The 17,369-nt window shown below is 68.6% G+C and carries 13 protein-coding genes and 1 pseudogene; 10 read left to right on the forward strand and 4 right to left on the reverse strand.

Annotated elements, in window-relative coordinates:
* Together ACSAMQ_RS09650 and ACSAMQ_RS09655 are read left to right on the forward strand one after the other, a co-directional pair.
* Positions 1 to 554 (forward strand): annotated as a pseudogene (locus ACSAMQ_RS09650) (hypothetical protein); the annotation flags it as partial.
* Between the two features lie 24 nt (positions 555 to 578).
* Positions 579 to 821, forward strand: coding sequence for a hypothetical protein (locus ACSAMQ_RS09655; protein ID WP_435395440.1), 243 nt, complete (start codon positions 579 to 581; stop codon positions 819 to 821).
* 87 nt (positions 822 to 908) lie between these two features.
* Here the strand turns inward: ACSAMQ_RS09655 and ACSAMQ_RS09660 are convergent, their stop codons facing one another.
* Positions 909 to 4,601 (reverse strand): indolepyruvate ferredoxin oxidoreductase family protein, encoded by a 3,693-nt coding sequence (locus tag ACSAMQ_RS09660; RefSeq protein WP_435395441.1) that lies wholly within the window; start codon positions 4,599 to 4,601, stop codon positions 909 to 911.
* Between the two features lie 341 nt (positions 4,602 to 4,942).
* Here ACSAMQ_RS09660 and ACSAMQ_RS09665 point away from each other — a divergent pair, with 341 nt between their 5' ends.
* From ACSAMQ_RS09665 to ACSAMQ_RS09675, 3 genes are all read left to right on the forward strand, one after another.
* A complete protein-coding gene (locus tag ACSAMQ_RS09665) occupies positions 4,943 to 5,518 on the forward strand; it encodes a GNAT family N-acetyltransferase (protein WP_435395442.1) in 576 nt (191 codons plus the stop codon).
* Between the two features lie 825 nt (positions 5,519 to 6,343).
* A complete protein-coding gene (locus ACSAMQ_RS09670; protein ID WP_435395443.1) occupies positions 6,344 to 6,973 on the forward strand; it encodes a methyltransferase domain-containing protein in 630 nt (209 codons plus the stop codon).
* Entirely contained in the window at positions 6,970 to 7,872 is a 903-nt protein-coding gene (locus tag ACSAMQ_RS09675; protein WP_435395444.1) for a DMT family transporter, read from the forward strand. The genes ACSAMQ_RS09670 and ACSAMQ_RS09675 overlap by 4 nt, the downstream gene beginning before the upstream one ends.
* A gap of 75 nt (positions 7,873 to 7,947) precedes the next feature.
* Here the strand turns inward: ACSAMQ_RS09675 and nagA are convergent, their stop codons facing one another.
* From nagA to ACSAMQ_RS09690, 3 genes are read right to left on the reverse strand one after another with little or no spacing between them, the layout of a single operon-like run.
* Complete coding sequence (gene nagA, locus ACSAMQ_RS09680) at positions 7,948 to 9,081, reverse strand: N-acetylglucosamine-6-phosphate deacetylase (RefSeq protein WP_435395445.1); 1,134 nt, start codon at positions 9,079 to 9,081, stop codon at positions 7,948 to 7,950.
* A gap of 8 nt (positions 9,082 to 9,089) precedes the next feature.
* Positions 9,090 to 10,100, reverse strand: a complete 1,011-nt coding sequence (locus ACSAMQ_RS09685) for an SIS domain-containing protein (protein ID WP_435395470.1) — start codon at positions 10,098 to 10,100, stop codon at positions 9,090 to 9,092.
* Positions 10,101 to 10,135: 35 nt separating this feature from the next.
* Positions 10,136 to 10,888 (reverse strand): GntR family transcriptional regulator, encoded by a 753-nt coding sequence (locus ACSAMQ_RS09690; protein ID WP_435395446.1) that lies wholly within the window; start codon positions 10,886 to 10,888, stop codon positions 10,136 to 10,138.
* Between the two features lie 149 nt (positions 10,889 to 11,037).
* On the opposite strand from ACSAMQ_RS09690, the gene zwf reads away from it, so the two are divergent.
* The 5 genes from zwf to eda all read left to right on the forward strand — a co-directional run bounded on the left by zwf (position 11,038) and on the right by eda (position 16,898).
* Positions 11,038 to 12,555: a glucose-6-phosphate dehydrogenase gene (gene zwf / locus ACSAMQ_RS09695; protein WP_435395447.1), complete on the forward strand. Its 1,518-nt coding sequence runs from the start codon at positions 11,038 to 11,040 to the stop codon at positions 12,553 to 12,555.
* A complete protein-coding gene (gene pgl, locus ACSAMQ_RS09700) occupies positions 12,539 to 13,294 on the forward strand; it encodes a 6-phosphogluconolactonase (RefSeq protein WP_435395448.1) in 756 nt (251 codons plus the stop codon). Before zwf ends, pgl begins: the two co-directional genes overlap by 17 nt.
* A 373-nt stretch (positions 13,295 to 13,667) precedes the next feature.
* Entirely contained in the window at positions 13,668 to 15,500 is a 1,833-nt protein-coding gene (edd, locus tag ACSAMQ_RS09705; RefSeq protein ID WP_435395449.1) for a phosphogluconate dehydratase, read from the forward strand.
* 38 nt (positions 15,501 to 15,538) lie between these two features.
* Positions 15,539 to 16,219, forward strand: a complete 681-nt coding sequence (locus tag ACSAMQ_RS09710; protein ID WP_435395450.1) for an HAD family hydrolase — start codon at positions 15,539 to 15,541, stop codon at positions 16,217 to 16,219.
* A 31-nt stretch (positions 16,220 to 16,250) separates the two neighbouring features.
* Positions 16,251 to 16,898 (forward strand): bifunctional 4-hydroxy-2-oxoglutarate aldolase/2-dehydro-3-deoxy-phosphogluconate aldolase, encoded by a 648-nt coding sequence (eda, locus tag ACSAMQ_RS09715; protein ID WP_435395451.1) that lies wholly within the window; start codon positions 16,251 to 16,253, stop codon positions 16,896 to 16,898.
* The last annotated feature ends 471 nt before the right edge of the window (positions 16,899 to 17,369 follow it).

Here is a 17,369-nt window from a genome sequence, read left to right on the forward strand (position 1 = left end):
TCGCGCGTCGGCGCCGCGCGCGCTATGCGATGGCGGCGACGGTGCTGTTGAGCCTCGGGGTCGGCGGCATCGGCGGCTGGCAGATGCGCGCATGGCGCAGCCAGGAATCCGCCGCCGCCGCGCCGGCGGCGTACGCCACGGCGAAGCCGATGGGCGATGCGCTCGAAGCGCACCGTCTGTTCGCCGCGCGTTTCGATCTGCGCCCCGACCAGCCGGCGCACGGCGATGATCTGCAGGGCTGGCTGGACGCCCGTTTCCGCGAACCGATGCGCCTGCCCGACCTGAGCGGGGCCGGCTTCCGCCAGGTCGGCGCGCGCCTGCTCGCGACTGAACAGGGCGCCGCGGCCCTGGTCGTCTACCAGGACGCCGGCGGTAACGCGATCAGCTTCTATATCCGGCCGCCGGGGCCCCGCCGCCACTTGCTGCCGCGCGGCGACCGCCGCGACGGCGACCTGCTCGCGCAGTACTGGTCGCGCGGGGGGTACAACTATGCGATGGTGAGCCGTGGGGAATCGGCGGATGTCGTCAGGCGCGCGCTGGATGGCGCGATCTGACAGAACTCAGGAAAGGCGATGACGATGAGCTCTACGGACATGCAGGACACGCGCAACGAGTTCGGAACCTTTTTGCGCTCGTTGGCGGAAGGCATGGCGACGCAGCAGGACTGGCGCCGCTTCATGATCGCCCACTATCACGACCCGGCCCTGGAAGCGGCGCGCGTCGAACTGGTGCGGGCCGCGCAGCACGGCTCGGAGATGCCGACCGAGTCGGCCAAGGTGCAGGACCTGGCGAGCGAGATCGATCGCCGCCTCAGCAGTTGAAACAGCGCAGGCCTCGATCGGCGCGATGAAGTTCGCGCGCAACGAAAAGCCCCGCATGCGGGGCTTTTCGTTTCATGCAGGCGCCGCTCAGGCCGCCTGCACGATCCGCAAGGGGTTGCGGTATTCCTTGAGCAACTCGGCCTCGCGTTCCTTCGCCTTGTGCAGGTGCGCTTCCTTGACGTGACCATAGCCGCGGATGTGCTCGGGGATGCTGGCGATCTCGGCGGCGAGGTCGACGTTGCCGCCGTCCAGGGTCGCCAGCAGGCCGGTCACGGTCTGCTCGTAGTCGGCGATCAGCTGGCGTTCCATCTTGCGCTCTTCGGTGTAGCCGAAGATGTCGAGCTTGCTGCCCCGCAGCTTGCGCAACTTCGCCATCCACTTGAATGCGGTGAACACCCAGGGGCCGAACTCCTGCTTGATCAATCGGCCCTGCTCGTCCTTCTTGGCCAGCAGCGGCGGCGCGAGGTGGAACTTGAGCTTGTAGTCGCCGTCGAATTGCTGCTCCAGCTTGCGCTGGAAATCGCCGCTGGTGTATAGGCGCGCGACTTCGTACTCGTCCTTGTAGGCCATCAGCTTGAACGAATACCGCGCCACCGCCTCGGCCAGATCGGTCGAACCCGGCGCCTTGGCCTGCTCGGCCGCGCGCACCTTGGCGACGAAGTCGGCGTAGCGCTTGGCGTAGGCCGCGTCCTGGTACTCGGTCAGGAAAGCGACGCGGCGCGAAATCAATTCGTCGAGCGAACGCGACAGGCGCAGATCGTCGAGCGGCAGGAAGGCGACGTTGTCGCTGTCGGCCTGCGCCGGCACGTGACGCAGCTCGTCGCCGTTGCGGGTCGCGCGCGGCGCCGAAGTCGCGCCCCATTCCTTGCCTTCCCACTGGCCCGGCGCCAGATGCGGCAGATCGTGCGGCGTCGCTTCGGCGACGGTCGGCGCATTGCGCACCAGGCCGGCGGCTTCGGCGACCGTCTTCGGATCGATCGCGGCCAGGCGGCCCCAGGCGAACGCGGTCTTGTTCATCTCGATCGCGGCGCCGTTGAGTTCGATCGCGCGCATCAGCGCATCGAACGAAATCGGCACCAGCGCGCGCTGCCAGGCGTAGCCGAGGATGAACAGGTTGGTGGCGATGGCGTCGCCGAGCAGGGCGGTGGCGAGCTGGGTCGCGTCGACCAGCAGCGGCTCGGCGCCGCCCAGGGCCTGGCGCACCGCGGCGACGATGTCGGTGGCCGGGAACTGCATGTCCGGGCGGGTGGTGAAGGTGCCCGGCATCGCCTCGTAGGTGTTGAGCACGACCGCGCTGCGGCCGGCGCGCACCTTCGACAGCGCCCAGTAGTCGTTGACCACGACCATGTCGCAGCCGAGCACGAGGTCGGCCTCGCCGGCGGCGATGCGCACGGCGTGGATGTCGGCCGGGGTCTTGGCGATGCGGATGTGGGTGGTGACCGCGCCGCCCTTCTGCGCCAGGCCGGTCTGGTCGAGCACGCTCGCGCCCTTGCCTTCCAGATGGCCGGCCATGCCGAGCAGCGCGCCGATGGTGACCACGCCGGTGCCGCCGACGCCGGTGATGAGGATGTTCCAGGGCGTGTCGAGCGCCGGCAACTGCGGAGCCGGCAGGTCCTGCAAGCGGTCCTTGGCCGAAGAGCCCTTCTTCTTTTTCAGCCCGCCGCCTTCGACGGTGACGAAGCTCGGGCAGAAGCCGTTGACGCAGCTGTAGTCCTTGTTGCAGTTGGACTGGTCGATCTCGCGCTTGCGCCCGAACTCGGTTTCCTTCGGCAGCACCGACACGCAGAACGACTTCTTGCCGCAGTCGCCGCAGCCTTCGCAGACCAGGGTGTTGACCATGACCCGCTTCTGCGGATCGACCATCTTGCCGCGCTTGCGGCGACGGCGCTTTTCGGTCGCGCAGGTCTGGTCGAAGATCAGCACGCTGGTGCCCTTGACCTCGCGCAGCCGCTTCTGCACCGCGTCGAGTTCCTTGCGGTCGTAGAACTCGACCTCGCTCGGGAACAGCTCGCGCTTGTTCCACTTGGCGATGTCGTCCGACAGCAGGACGATGGTCTGCACGCCTTCCGAACGCACCTGGTGGGCGATCTGCGGCACCGACAGGGTGCCGTCGACCGGCTGGCCGCCGGTCATCGCGACCGCGTCGTTGTAGAGGATCTTGTAGGTGATGTTGACGCCGGCCGCGACCGACTGGCGGATCGCCAGCGAACCGCTGTGGAAATAGGTGCCGTCGCCGAGGTTCTGGAACACGTGCTCGGTGTCGGTGAAGGCCGACTGGCCGCACCAGGTCACGCCTTCGCCGCCCATCTGGGTGAAGGTGTTGGTCTCGCGGTCCATCCACGTGACCATGTAGTGGCAGCCGATGCCGCCGAGCGCGCGCGAGCCTTCCGGCACCACCGTCGAGGTGTTGTGCGGGCAGCCCGAGCAGTAATGCGGCACGCGCGGGAACGAGGCGCGCGGCAGGGCCAGCTCGCTTTCCTTCTCGTCCATCCAGCGCAGCACGTTCTCCATGTGCTCGGAGTTGTGGAAGCGCTGGATGCGGCGCGCGATCACGCCGGCGATGCGCGCCGGGGTCAGCTCGCCGGTCGAGGGCAGGATCCACTCGCCGCTCTCGTCGTACTTGCCGACGATCGACGGTCGGCGGTCGCCGTCCCAGTTGTACATCGACTCCTTCATCTGGCTTTCGATGAAGGCGTGCTTCTCCTCGACCACCAGGATGTCGTCGAGGCCGCGCGCGAACGCGCGCAGGCCGATCGGCTCCAGCGGCCAGGTCATGCCGACCTTGTACACGCGGATGCCGAGCTCGGAGCAGGCGCGCGCGTCCAGGCCGAGGTATTCCAGCGCCTGCAGGACGTCGAGATAACTCTTGCCGGTGGTGATGATGCCCAGGCGCGCGTTCGGCGAATCGATCACCGTGCGGTCGATGCCGTTGGCGCGGGCGAAGGCCTGCGCGGCCTTGACCGCGTACTGGTGCAGGCGCATTTCCTGGTCCATCGGCGGGTCGGGCCAGCGGATGCTCAGGCCGCCCGGCGGCATCACGAAGTCGTCCGGGGTGACGATGTTCAGCGCCAGCGGATTGACGTCGACCGAGGCCGAGGACTCGACCGTCTCGGCGATGGTCTTGAAGCCGACCCAGCGCCCGGTGAAGCGCGACATGGCCCAGCCGATCAGGCCCATGTCGAGGATGTCCTGCACGCCGGCCGGGTTCAGGATCGGCATCATCGCGCTGGTGAACTCGCCTTCCGAGCCGTGCGGCAGGGTCGAGGAGCGGCAGGCGTGGTCGTCCGCGGCCAGGGCCAGGACGCCGCCGTACTTGCTGGTGCCGGCGGCGTTGGCGTGCTTGAACACGTCGCCGGTGCGGTCCACGCCCGGGCCCTTGCCGTACCACATGCCGTAGACGCCCTCGACCTTGGCGCCGGGGAACAAATTGGTCTGCTGGGTGCCCCAGACCATGGTCGCGCCGAGGTCCTCGTTGAGGCCCGGAGTGAACTTCACCCCCGAGGCTTCCAGGTACTTGCGCGCGCGCCACAGCTCCAGGTCGAAACCGCCCAGCGGCGAGCCGCGGTAGCCGGAGATGAAGCCGGCGGTGTTGAGGCCGGCGGCCTGGTCGCGCAAGCGCTGCATCAGCGGCAGGCGCACCAGCGCCTGCACGCCGCTCAGGTAGATGCGGCCTTCCTGACGGGTGTACTTGTGATCGAGCGAATAGTCCGGGTCGAGGACGCTGTTGGTCAGGTCTGTATTCGCCGAGGAAGGCGAGCTGAGTTCTGCGGTGCTGGTCATGGGCGGGCTCTCGCGGCGGTGCCGCGGGTTGGCTGGCGGGGCGGGACGGCATCCCGGCCGGGACGGCGGTGGCGCGCCGGGGCCCGAGCAAAGACTCGGAATTATAGCCTTTGGGCGGAATCGGGCCGGCAGGTGCGCCAGTCGTCACGCAGGAAGCCGGCGCAAGAGGCTGAATACGCGCGCCCGTACCGCAGCGGATCCTGCCCCGCGCCGGGCGGTGGGGGTCGGCAAACGCGCAGCATTCGCCGCCTTGTTCATGCGGCCGGTCCAGGCCGGACGGCGCTCTGGCGGCCGCGTGCCGTGCGGTCGAGCCGCGCGTCGCGCGCAGGTAGAGTGCGCGCATGACCGCCTTCGACCAAGTCGTCCTGACCACGCAGCGTTTGTCGTTGCGGCCGCTCGTCGACGCCGACGCCGGCGCCCTGATGGCGATCTACGGCGATCCCGAGGTGATGCGTTACGGCAGCTCGCCGCCCTGGGACTCGATCGAGAAAGCCGAAGCCCGGATCGCCCGCGACCGCGAGGCGATGGCCACCGGCCGCTACCTTTGCCTCGGGTTGCAGCGCCGCGACGACGGCGCCCTGATCGGCACCTGCACCCTGTTCAATCTCGACCCGCCGTGCCGCCGCGCCGAGATCGGCTACGCCCTGGCCGTGGCGGCCTGGTCGCGCGGCTACATCAGCGAAGCCCTGCCGGCGCTGATCGACTACGGTTTCCAGGCGATGGACCTCAACCGCATCGAAGCCGACATCGACCCGCGCAACACCGCCTCCATCCGCAGCATCGAGCGCCAGGGCTTCGTCCGCGAAGGCTACCTGCGCGAACGCTGGATCGTGGAAGGCGTGGTGTCCGACACCGCCCTGTATGCGCTGCTGCGCAACGATTGGCGGGCGCACCGCCGCAAGACCGCCCTAGGGTAGGAGCGACGCAAGTCGCGACCGCTGAGCATTGGTCTCGCTGCGCTGCTTGGCCTTGCTATCGCTGTGCGTAGCCACGCACTAGCGAAGGCCATAGGAAACCCGAAGGGCGGCCTGCAGGGATGCAGGCCGTTTTTCATCGGGACAAGGATGTCCCGTATGAAAAATCCCCGCGGATGCATCACTCGTGCGGGCCCTTGATTCAAAGAAAAGCATTTTTCTTTGGTTACCTTTCTTTTGTTGCTTATGACAAAAGAAAGTAACCCGCCGCTTTAGTGGCGGAAGCTTTGGGTTTGATCTTGATCTTGATCTTCCACGAGCAATGCGCCGCAAGACCGCCACAACGATGTCGCGGCTTGCGCCGCTCCTACCCAGGCGAGCGCGCGCCGCTTCGACGAGCAGAGACTGCGTTGTTGTCTATGCGCGTTCCGTGGTCGCGACTCACGTCGCTCCTACAAAGAGTTCCAACCGGCGAAGCGAGACCGAGGCATGGCGGTCGCGGCTTGCGCCGCTCCTACCCTGGCGACAGCGCGTCGCCTCGACGAACGACGCCAGCCTCGTCATCCCTGCGCATCCAGCGTCGCGCCTCACGTCGCGCCTACAGGGGCAGATTCGCAGCGACACACGGATGCGGTAGCCCCAGGGTAGGAGCGGCGCAAGCCGCGACCGCGCCGGTTCGGCCTCGCGACGTACCCCGCCTGGCCGATGCAGAAGCGACGCAAACCACGACTTCACCGCGTCCCTTGCGCCGCATCCGGCATTCCACAATACCGGCCTCCATCCCGCCCCCGCCTATGTTTAGATGGCGGTCTCGGCGGCAATGCATGAATGCAGGAGATCGTCCCGATGGCACCGTCTCAGTCCAGCAACCGGCGCACTGTCGCCGCCTACGAAAAATGCGCGCACGACTATGCCGTCTCGGTGTCGTCGCAACCGTCGGCCGCGGGCGCGGAGGCGCTGCGGCGGTTCGCCGAGGCCTTGCCGTCCGGCGAGGGCGTGCTGGAGATCGGCTCGGGGCCCGGTTGGGATGCGGATTTCCTCGAGGCGCTGGCGGTGCCGGTCCGTCGCACCGACGTGACCCAGGCCTTCTGCGACTTCCAGGCCCTGCGCGGTCGGCGGGCCGAGGTCTTCGATCTGCTCACCGATGAGATCGAGGGCCGCCATGCGGGCATCGCGATGCTGTGCGTGCTGCAGCATTTCGAACGCGCCGACATCGACGGCGTGTTGCGCAAGCTGGCGCAGGCTCTGGTTGCGGACGGAGCCTTGCTGCTGTCGTACCCGTTGGGCGACGACGAGTTCTGGGAGCACGGCGACTCGGGCGACTATCGGGTGGTGCGCTGGTCGGCAGCAGGACTGGACCAGCGTCTGCGGCAGGCAGGTTTCATGGTCGGCTGGGACTCGCGCTTCGACGGCCGGGACGGTCCCTGGCGCAGCGTGCTCGCGCGGAGGACGGCATGAGCCGGCGCGCCTGGTGGCTGTTCCTCGCCTTGGGAGTGATCTGGGGCGTGCCTTACCTGCTGATCCGGGTCGCGGTGGCCGACGTGTCGCCGGTCACGGTCGCGTTCGGGCGCACGCTCATCGGCGCGGCGTTGTTGCTGCCGATCGCGGCCGCGCGCGGCGAGTTGCGGCCGCTGCTGTCCCATTGGCGGCCCTTGCTCGCGTTCACCCTGGTCGAGATCAGCATTCCGTGGTGGCTGCTCGGCTATGCCGAGACCCGCATCAACAGTTCGACCGCCGGTCTGTTGATCGCCACGGTCCCGGTGATGACCGCCGGCCTGATGGCCATCGGCGGTCACGAGAAGCTGGACGGGCGCCGGTTGCTGGGCCTCGGCGTCGGCCTGGCAGGCGTAGCGGCCCTGGTGGGCCTGGACATCGACGTCTCCAACCGCTGGGCGATGGCTGCCGCATTGGCGACCGCATTGGGCTATGCGCTCGGCCCGATCATCATCAGCCGTTACCTGTCGAACGTGCGGCCCCTGGGCGTGATCGCCGCGTCGCTGGCGTTGGCGGCGCTGGCTTATACGCCGTTCGCGCTCGGCGCCTGGCCGGCGCAGATCACGGTGCGGGCAGCCGGGTCGATAGCGATCCTGGGCGTGGTCTGCACCGCGCTGGCGTTTCTGTTGTTCTTCGCCCTGATCGCCGAGGCGGGCCCGGCCCGCGCCACCGTCATCACCTATCTCAATCCGCTGGTGGCCTTGCTGCTGGGCGTGACCTTGCTGGACGAACCGCTCACCTACGGCATGTGCGCAGGCTTCGTGCTGGTGTTGCTGGGCTCGTTCCTGGCGACGACGCGCAGCCCGCCGGCCACGCCGGCGCGCGCTGATCCGTCCGGTAGCGCGACCAAACAGTGCGATTGAGAGACGCCATCGCCGAACGCACCGCCGACACGCCGCGCCGCAGCCCGCATTCGCACTCGTGCGGGCGGGCCGGGCTCAGGCCAATCCGCCGATCCAGCTGCCCGTGACCCGCAACTCGTCGTTCAAGGTGACCAGGTCGGCGCGATAACCCGGGGCGATGCGTCCCAACTCATGGCCCAGGCCGAGGAACTCGGCCGGATAAGTCGAGGCCATGCGGCAGGCTTCGTCGAGCGGCAGGCCCAGGCGCTGCACGGTGTTGCGCACCGCGCTGGCCATGTCGAGCGCGGAGCCGGCGAGGGTGCCGGCGGCGGTGGTGCATTTGCCGTCGCGGCAGGTCATGGTTTCGCCGTAGAGGACGAAATCTTCCTGCGTGCCGCCGACCGGCGGCATCGCGTCGGTCACCAGCATGATCTTGCCGCGCGGTTTGGCGGCGATGGCGATGCGCAGCGAGGCGTCGTGGACGTGTTCGCCGTCGACGATCACGCCGCACCAGCTGTTCGGGTCTTCGATGCAGGCGCCGACGCCGCCGGGTTCGCGGCTGCCGAGCGGCGTCATCGCGTTGAACAGATGGGTCACGCCGCGCACGCCATGGGCGAAGGCATCGCGCAGGCGCTCGTAGTCGGCGGCGGTATGGCCGGCGCAGACCAGCACGCCGCGCGCGGCGAGCGCTTCCAGGCCGGCGTTGCTGAAGCGCTCGGGCGCGAGCGTAAGCATGGTCTTGCCGACGCCGAGCGAGGCGATCCGGTCGAGTTCGTCCTCGCTCGGGGTGTGGAATTTGTCCGGGTTGTGCACGCCCTTGCGCGCCGGCGCCAAGTAAGGGCCTTCGAGATGGAGGCCGAGGATGCCCGGCACGCCCTGGCGAATCGCCTCGCGCACGGCGTCGATCGCCGCAACCATCACCTCGACGTCGTCGCTGATCAGCGTCGGCAGCATCCCGGTGGTGCCGTACTGGCGATGCGCCTGCGCGATACGGCGGATGCCGTCGACGGTAGGCGTGTCGTTGAGCAACACGTCGCCGCCGCCGTTGACCTGGGTGTCGATGAAGCCCGGCACCAAATATTGGCCGTGCAGGTCCACCGCTTGCGCGCCGCTCGGCGCGGGCCCCGGCACCACCGCGACGATGTGGCCTTCCTCGACGATGACGCTCAGGTCGGACTCGAAGCCGCGCTCGCTGAGCACGCGGCCGTTGACGAAGGCGGTGGCGGACATGCGGGGCCTCAGACGGTTTCGGTGACTTTGTTCAGATGCGGCGGCAGGTCCGGGTTGTGCCCGCGCGCCACCGACAAGGCGTTGACCGCCTTGTAGAAGCTCGCCACGGTCAGCAGCGGCGTCAACGCCGGATGCACCGAGCGCGCGGTCGGCAACACGTCGCCGCCGGGCACGCCCGGCGCGGCGAGCCACACCGGCGCGCCGCGGGTGCGGAACTCGCGCGCCACCGCGACGGTGCCGTCGCCGGTGCCGTCGTCCTGGGCGAAGGCCAGCACCGGAAAGCCGGGGCCGACGATCGCCATCGGGCCGTGTCGCACTTCCGCGCTGCTGAAGGCTTCGGCGTGCAGGCCGCAGGTTTCCTTGAACTTGAGCGCGGCTTCCTGCGCTGCGCCGAGACCGAGGCCGCGACCGACCACGAACAGGTTGTGCGCGTCGACCAGGCCGTCGACCAGCGGCGACCAATCCTGTCGCCAGGCTTCGCCCAGCGCATCGGGCAGGGCGTGCACGGCATTGAACAGGGCGGCGTCGCTGCTCCAGCGCGCGGTCAGCTGCAGCAAAGCGGCCAGCGAGCACAGATAGCTCTTGGTCGCCGCGACGCTGGTTTCCGGGCCGGCGTGCAGGCCGAGCACGGTGTCGGCGATCCGCGCCAGCGGCGAGTCGGTCACGTTGACCAGGGCGACGACGTGGGCGCCGGCGGCCTTGGCGATCTCGGCGTTGCGCACCAGGTCCGGGCTCTTGCCCGATTGCGAGACGGTCACGAACAGGGCGCCGTCGAGCTTGGGCTGGATCGCGTAGACCGAGCCGACCGAGGGCGAGGCCGAGGCGGTGACCAGGCCGAGCTGGGTCTCGAACAAATACTTGCCGTAAGTGGCGGCGTGATCGGAGCTGCCGCGCGCGCAGGTGACGATGAAGCGCGGCGGGTGTTTCTGCAGGCGTTCGGCGAGGTCGTCGACGACGTCGGCGTTGGCGGCGAACTGGCGGGCGACGGCCTCGCCGGCTTCCTGCGCTTCGGCGTACATGCGCGTACTGGTTGCGTCGAGCAGGGTGTCTGTGGTCACGGCGTGGGTTCGCTCTGCAGTTCGGCGACGAAGTCGTAGGCGTCGCCGCGGTAGAAGGATCGGGTGAATTCGACGACGCGGCCGTCGTCGAGGAAGGTGCGACGTTCGATGAACAAGCCGGGGGCGCCTTCGGGCAGGTTCATCAGGCGCGCCTGTTCGGCGTCGAAGGCGATCGCGCGCAGGCGCTGCAGGGCGCGGGCCGGTTGGATGCCGAGCTTGGCGAAGGCTTCGTACAGCGAGTTCTCGACGAAATCGGGATGGGCGATCACCGAGGCCGGCACCACCGTGCGTTCCAGCGCGAGCGCGACGCCGTCGGCGGTGCGCAGGCGGTAGTAGCGGATCACTCCGGCGCCCGGCGACAGGTTCAGGGCCATCGCCTCTTCCGGCGTGACCTCGCCGAGGCCGCGTTCGAGGAAGGTCGAGCGCGGGTCGAGCCCGCGCGCACGCAGGTCGTCGGTGAAGCTGGTCAGGCGCGAGAACGATTTGACGATGCGTTCGGCGACGAAGGTGCCGGCGCCCTGGCGCTGCACCAGCAGGCCGTCGGCGACCAGGCCGGCGATGGCCTTGCGCACGGTCACCCGCGACAGGTCGAGCAGCTTGCCGAGCTCGCGTTCGCCCGGCAGGGCCTGGCCGGCGGTCAGCTCGCCGTTTTCGATCGCGTGCTGCAGCGACCGGCGCAGGTGCTGATAGGCCGGCGCGCGTCGGGCGTCGCTCTGGCGGCGGAACTCGCTGACCAAATAGGGCTGCATGGCAAAAAGATACCAGTCGCAGACCACTGGCGGCAACAAGTGTCTGATATGCCTGCGTAAATGATTGAAAATTGGTTAATTTGTCGAAGTGGTATCTTACTGGTATCTTTACTGGTATGGTTCCTTACGAGACCTGTCCGAGCCCGCCCATGAGTGTCTACTCCGTGCCGACCCCCTCCCACGCCCCGCATCTGGCGCCGCTGGCCCCGTTCGACCTGGTGATCTTCGGCGGTACCGGCGACCTCGCGCTGCGCAAGCTCCTGCCCGCCTTGTTCCACCGCTATGTCGACGGCCAGATCGTCGCCGGCACCCGCATCGTCGCGATCGCTCGCGACGAGCGCAGCGACGAGGACTACCGCGGCAAGATCCGCGAGGCGCTGCTCGACTTCGCCGGCGAGCAGGCGCGCGACGGCGAGGCGCTGGCGGGCTTCCTGGCGCTGTTGTCCTACCGCCGCCTCGATCTCAGCTCCGACGCCGGCTGGCCCGAGTTCGCCGCCGAGTTCCCCGACCAGGAGCGCGTCCGCGTGTTCTACCTCGCGGTCGGCCCGGACTTGTTCGGCGTGGTCGGCGACCGCCTGCACTCGCACGGCCTGGTCGGGCCGAAGACCCGCGTGGTGGTCGAGAAGCCGCTCGGCAAGGACGGCGTCAGCGCCGACGCGATCAACGACGCGCTCGGCCGGGTGTTCGCCGAAACCCAGATTTTCCGCATCGACCATTACCTCGGTAAGGAAACGGTGCAGAACCTGACCGCGTTGCGCTTCGGCAACGCCCTGTTCGAGCCGCTGTGGAAGGCCGAACACATCGATCACGTACAGATCACCGTCGCCGAAACCGTCGGCGTGGAATCGCGTGCGCCGTACTACGACAAGTCCGGCGCGCTGCGCGACATGGTCCAGAACCATCTGCTGCAGCTGCTGTGCCTGGTCGCGATGGAGCCGCCGTCCTCGCTCGCCGCCGACGCGATCCGCGACGAAAAGCTCAAAGTGCTGCGCGCCCTGCGTCCGATCGAGAACGGCAACGCCGCGCAGTCCACCGTGCGCGGCCAGTACAAGGCCGGCGCGGTCGAAGGCCGCGCGGTGCCGGGCTACGCGCAGGAACTCGGCGCGCAGTCGCTCACCGAGACCTTCGTCGCGATCAAGGCCGAAGTGAAGAACTGGCGCTGGGCCGGGGTGCCGTTCTACCTGCGCACCGGCAAGCGCCTGGCCGAGCGTTCGTCCGAGATCGTGGTGACCTTCCGCCAGGTGCCGCACTCGATCTTCGAAGACCTTACCGAGCAGGACCCGTCCAGCCGCCTGGCGCCGAACAAGCTGGTGCTGCGCCTGCAGCCCGACGAGGGCGTGAAGCTGTGGCTGATGAACAAGGTGCCGGGCCCGGGCGGCCTGCGCCTGCGCCACGTGCCGCTGGACATGAGTTTCGCCGCGGCCTTCGGCGGGCGCCAGGCCGATGCCTACGAGCGCCTGTTGATGGACGTGGTGCGCGGCAATCCGATGCTGTTCATGCGCCGCGACGAAGTCGACGCGGCCTGGAAGTGGATCGATCCGATCCGCGCCGCCTGGGCCGCGAGCGCCGACGCGCCGCGCCCGTACACCGCCGGCAGCTGGGGCCCGAGCGCCGCAGTGGCCTTGATCGAACGCGATGGGAGGACCTGGCATGAAGATGCAGGCTGAGCGACTGAAAGTGATCGAACCCTTGCCCCTGCCGTTGCACGAGCGCTTGTTCGACGATGGCGAACAGTTGGCGCAAGCCCTGGCGAAACAGGTCGCCGCGGATCTGCGCGGCGCGCTCGCGCGCCACGGCGAGGCCTCCATCGCGCTGTCCGGCGGCAATACCCCGAAGCGCTTCTTCCAGGCCCTGTCCACCCAGACCTTGGACTGGGCGCGGGTGACGGTGCTGCCGATCGACGAGCGCTGGCTGCCGCCGGAGCATCCGCGTTCGAACGAGCGCCTGCTGCGCGAATATCTGTTGCGGCACAACGCCGCGGTCGCGCGCCTGTTGCCGCTGTACCGCCCGACCGAAACGCCGGAAGCGGCGCTGATGCCGGTGCTGACCAAGATCGCCAATGAAGGCCTGCCGCTCGACGTCGCGGTGCTCGGCATGGGCGACGACGGCCACGTGGCCTCGTTGTTCCCCGATCTGGGCTACGACAACCCGGCCCTGCGCGAAATCGGCCTGCAGCCGCGCGGCCGCGCGCCGGTGATGTCGATCCGCACCGCGGCGATGCCGGAACCGCGCATGACCCTGACCCTGAGCGCGATCTTCACCGCACCGGCGCTGTACCTGCACATCGAAGGCGAGAAGAAGCGCGCGGTGCTCGACGGCGCCCAGCGCGACCCGCGCAGCACCCTGCCGATCCGCTCGGTGCTGAGCGGCGCACCGGCAACGCCGACCCTGTACTGGAGTCCCTGAGCCGTCGAATGCCATCGATCGCCGCTAGCTGCGATTTCCGGTTCCTAGTTCCCAGTTCCTCTAGTTCTCTAGCTCCGAATCCCGAGTCCCGAGTCCCGAGTCCCGAACCCGCCCGATCTCTCCCGCTCCACCCTTGGAGTCCGCAGCATTCTTGGACTCCGCAGACAGTCAGGCCCAGGCTCCCTCCCCTCCCAAGCTCAGGCCTTTGCTGTCGCCCCCTTTCCAAGGGGACCGCGTCGCATCGCGACGCGGGGGGATTTGCTTTTGCCTCGTCTTCTCGGGAAGGTGTAGGCGGAGCGAATCCCCCTCACCCTCTTTTCGAAGGGGGACTGTTCGGCCTCTTTCGCCAGTGCCCCGCACTCATCGAGTACCCGTGAATACCCATCTACATCCCGTCGTCGCGCAAGTCACGCACCGCATCCAGGAACGCAGCCGCGCGCGCCGCAATGCTTATCTCGCCCGCATCGACGCGGCGTTGAGCAGCGGCCCGCAACGCCGGCGCCTGTCCTGCGGCAATCTCGCCCACGGTTTCGCCGCCTGCGCGCCCGGCGACAAGAGCGCGCTGCGCTCGGGCTACGCGCCCAATCTGGGCATCGTCACCTCATTCAACGACATGCTGTCGGCGCACCAGCCGCTGGAGCGGTTTCCGGACCTGCTCAAGGCCGCCGCGCGCGAAGCCGGCGCGACCGCGCAGGTCGCCGGCGGCGTGCCGGCGATGTGCGACGGCGTCACCCAGGGCCGCGAAGGCATGGAGCTGTCGCTGTTTTCGCGCGACGTCATCGCCATGTCGACCGCGATCGCGCTCTCGCACGACATGTTCGACGCCGCGCTGTACCTGGGCGTGTGCGACAAGATCGTGCCGGGGCTGTTGATCGGCGCGCTGCACTTCGGCCACCTGCCGGGCATCTTCGTGCCGGCCGGGCCGATGACCTCGGGCCTGCCGAACGACGAGAAGTCGCGGGTGCGCCAGCGCTATGCCACCGGCGAGGCCTCGCGCGAGGAGCTGCTCGAAGCCGAAGCGCGCAGCTACCACGGTCCCGGCACCTGCACCTTCTACGGCACCGCCAACTCCAACCAGATGCTGATGGAGCTGATGGGCCTGCATCTGCCGGGCTCGAGTTTCGTCCATCCGAACACGCCGCTGCGCGATGCGCTGACCGCGCAGGCCGCGCACCGCGCCGCGCAAATTACCGCGCTCGGCGACGACTACCGGCCGATCGGCCGCATCGTCGACGAACGCGCGATCGTCAACGGCGTGATCGGCCTGCACGCCACCGGCGGTTCGACCAATCACCTGCTGCATTTGATCGCGATGGCGGCCGCGGCCGGCATCGAACTGCGGCTGGAGGATTTCGATGCGCTGTCCTCGGCGATCCCGCTGCTGGCGCGGGTGTATCCGAACGGCAGCGCCGACGTGAACCACTTCCACGCTGCCGGCGGCCTGGCCTACTTGATCGGCGAACTGCTCGATCACGGCCTGCTGCACGGCGATGTCGAAACCGTCGCCGGCCCGGGCCTGGCGCGTTACCGCATCGAGGCGCGGCTCGACGACTCCGGCCAGGTCGTGCACGTGCCGTCGGCGCCGATCAGCGCCGACACCGCGGTGCTGCGCCCGGTCGGCGAACCGTTCCGCGTCGACGGGGGCTTGCGCGTGCTCGACGGCAATCTCGGCACCGCCGCGATCAAAGTGTCGGCCGTGCCCGAGGACCGCTGGATCGTCGAGGCGCCGTGCCGCGTGTTCACCGAGCAGCATCAGGTCAAGCAGGCCTTCGAGCGGGGCGAACTCGACCGCGACGTGATCGTGGTCGTGCGCTTCCAGGGCCCGCGCGCCAACGGCATGCCGGAACTGCACCAGCTCACCCCGACCCTGAGCGTGCTGCAAAAGCGCGGCCACCGCGTCGCCCTGGTCACCGACGGCCGCATGTCGGGCGCGTCCGGACAGGTGCCGGCGGCGATCCACGTGACTCCGGAAGCCGCTTGCGGCGGCCCGCTGGCGAAGTTGCGCGACGGCGACGTGCTGCGCGTCGACGCGATCGCCGGCACCCTCGGCGTGCTGGCGCCGGCGGACTGGAGCGAGCGCGAGAGCGCGGTCGTCGACCTGTCCTCGCACCACGTCGGCCTCGGCCGCGAGTTGTTCGCCGCATTCCGCGACTATGCCGCGCCCGCGGACAAGGGCGCCGGCGTGTTCGGCGCGTCGCCGCTGTGATCGCACGACCGAATCCCTAATCCCCAGCCTGGTCCCCCATGCCCGCTCCCGTACGCACCACCTTCTTGTTCGATCTCGACGGTACCCTCGTCGACAGCGTCTACCAGCACGTGCTCGCCTGGAAGCAGGCGCTCGACGCCGACGGCATCCCGCTGTCGGTGTGGCGCATCCACCGCAAGATCGGCATGAGCGGCGGCTTGTTCACCAACATTCTGCTGCGCGAGACCGGGATCGACATCACCCCCGAGCGCATCGAGCGATTGCACCGTCTGCATGCCGAGGCCTATGGCCGGCAGGCGACCCAGATCCGGCCGCTGCCGGGTTCGGTGGAGTTGCTCGCCTACCTGACCGAGAACCGGATCCCGTGGGCGATCGCCACCAGCGGACGCATGGAAACCGCGCGTCATAATCTGGTCGCGCTGGGCGTCGACCCCGACGTCACCCCGGTGATCACCCGCGACATGGTCAGGCACGCCAAGCCCGATCCCGATCTGTTCCTGGCCGCCGCCGACAAGCTCGGCGCCGACATCGAGAACTCGGTCGTGGTCGGCGACAGCATCTGGGACCTGCTCGCCGCGCGGCGCGCGCGCGCGCTCGGCGTGGGCCTGCTCTCGGGCGGCTACGGCCAGGAGGAACTCGAACGCGCCGGCGCCTTCCGCGTCTATGAAGACCCGGCCGATCTGCTCAAACATATCGACGAAGTGGCTGCGCGGGATTGAGCGCGACGCCGCGAACCACAGGAGTGAGGCAATGAGTTCGATGCAGGATCTGCAGGCGCGCGTCGCCGCGGTGCTGGCCCTGGCGCCGGTGGTGCCGGTGTTGGTGATCGACGACTTGAAGGACGCCGTGCCGTTGGCGCGCGCCCTGGTCGCCGGAGGCTTGCCGGCGATCGAAGTGACCCTGCGCACCGCGGTGGCGCTCGATGCGGTGCGCGCGATCGCCGCCGAAGTCGAAGGCGCTGCGGTCGGCGTCGGCAGCGTGCGCAAGCCGTCGGACTTCAGCGATGCGCTCAAGGCCGGCGCGACCTTCGCGGTGTCGCCGGGCAGCGCCCCGGGCCTGATCGCCGCCGCGCGCGACATCGACCTGGCGTGGCTGCCGGGCGTGGCGACCGCGTCGGAAGCGATGGCCTTGTTCGAGCACGGCTACACCCAGCTCAAGTTCTTCCCGGCCGAATCGATCGGCGGCGCCACCGCCCTGAAAGCGATCGGCGGCCCGTTGCCGGAACTGCGCTTCTGCGCCACCGGCGGCATCGGCGCGCACAACGCGCACGAATACCTGGCGTTGAAGAACGTGCCCTGCGTGGGCGGTTCGTGGGTGGCGCCCGCGGCGGCGGTCAAGGCCGGCGATTGGAGCAAGGTGGAGGCGCTGGCGCGCGAGGCGGTGGCGTTGCGCGGGTGATCGATCGGGATGCGGTGGTTTCTAGCAAGCTGCTGTCGCGATTCTTTCCTTTGTAGGAGCGAGGTAAGTCGCGACCACGGAACGCGCAGAGACAACAAAGCCGCCGTCATTCATCGAAGCGACGCAATTTCGCCAAGGTAGGAGCGGCGCAAGCCGCGACCACGTCGTTATGGTCTTGCGGCGCAAGCTTCAAGAAAGATCAACATCAAATCCAAAGCTTCCGCCACTAAAGCGGCGGTTTACTTTCTTTTGTCTAAAGCAGCAAAAGAAAGGTAACCAAAGAAGTTGCTTGTTTTGAATCGCTAGCCCGCACGAGCGATGCATCCGCAGGGCTCTGCATACGGGACATCCCTGTCCCGATGAAAAACGGCCTGCACCCCTGCAGGCCACCCTCCGGGGCTCCCGGGCCTTCGCTAGCGAAGCCGCGCACAGCCACGGCAACCGCAACGGCAACGGTCTACTGGCCCGCCG

Origin of the sequence: Lysobacter sp. 1R34A, from assembly GCF_051217035.1 — a bacterium.
In the GTDB taxonomy this organism is placed as follows: domain Bacteria; phylum Pseudomonadota; class Gammaproteobacteria; order Xanthomonadales; family Xanthomonadaceae; genus Lysobacter.

What these genes read in the sequence shown, in the direction of transcription:
- ACSAMQ_RS09655 (WP_435395440.1), top strand. Translation starts at nt 579, where the DNA reads ATGAGCTCTACGGACATGCAGGACACGCGCAACGAGTTCGGAACCTTT.
- ACSAMQ_RS09660 (WP_435395441.1), bottom strand. Translation starts at nt 4,601, where the DNA reads ATGACCAGCACCGCAGAACTCAGCTCGCCTTCCTCGGCGAATACAGAC.
- ACSAMQ_RS09665 (WP_435395442.1), top strand. Translation starts at nt 4,943, where the DNA reads ATGACCGCCTTCGACCAAGTCGTCCTGACCACGCAGCGTTTGTCGTTG.
- ACSAMQ_RS09670 (WP_435395443.1), top strand. Translation starts at nt 6,344, where the DNA reads ATGCAGGAGATCGTCCCGATGGCACCGTCTCAGTCCAGCAACCGGCGC.
- ACSAMQ_RS09675 (WP_435395444.1), top strand. Translation starts at nt 6,970, where the DNA reads ATGAGCCGGCGCGCCTGGTGGCTGTTCCTCGCCTTGGGAGTGATCTGG.
- nagA (WP_435395445.1), bottom strand. Translation starts at nt 9,081, where the DNA reads ATGTCCGCCACCGCCTTCGTCAACGGCCGCGTGCTCAGCGAGCGCGGC.
- ACSAMQ_RS09685 (WP_435395470.1), bottom strand. Translation starts at nt 10,100, where the DNA reads ATGTACGCCGAAGCGCAGGAAGCCGGCGAGGCCGTCGCCCGCCAGTTC.
- ACSAMQ_RS09690 (WP_435395446.1), bottom strand. Translation starts at nt 10,888, where the DNA reads ATGCAGCCCTATTTGGTCAGCGAGTTCCGCCGCCAGAGCGACGCCCGA.
- zwf (WP_435395447.1), top strand. Translation starts at nt 11,038, where the DNA reads ATGAGTGTCTACTCCGTGCCGACCCCCTCCCACGCCCCGCATCTGGCG.
- pgl (WP_435395448.1), top strand. Translation starts at nt 12,539, where the DNA reads ATGAAGATGCAGGCTGAGCGACTGAAAGTGATCGAACCCTTGCCCCTG.
- ACSAMQ_RS09710 (WP_435395450.1), top strand. Translation starts at nt 15,539, where the DNA reads ATGCCCGCTCCCGTACGCACCACCTTCTTGTTCGATCTCGACGGTACC.
- eda (WP_435395451.1), top strand. Translation starts at nt 16,251, where the DNA reads ATGAGTTCGATGCAGGATCTGCAGGCGCGCGTCGCCGCGGTGCTGGCC.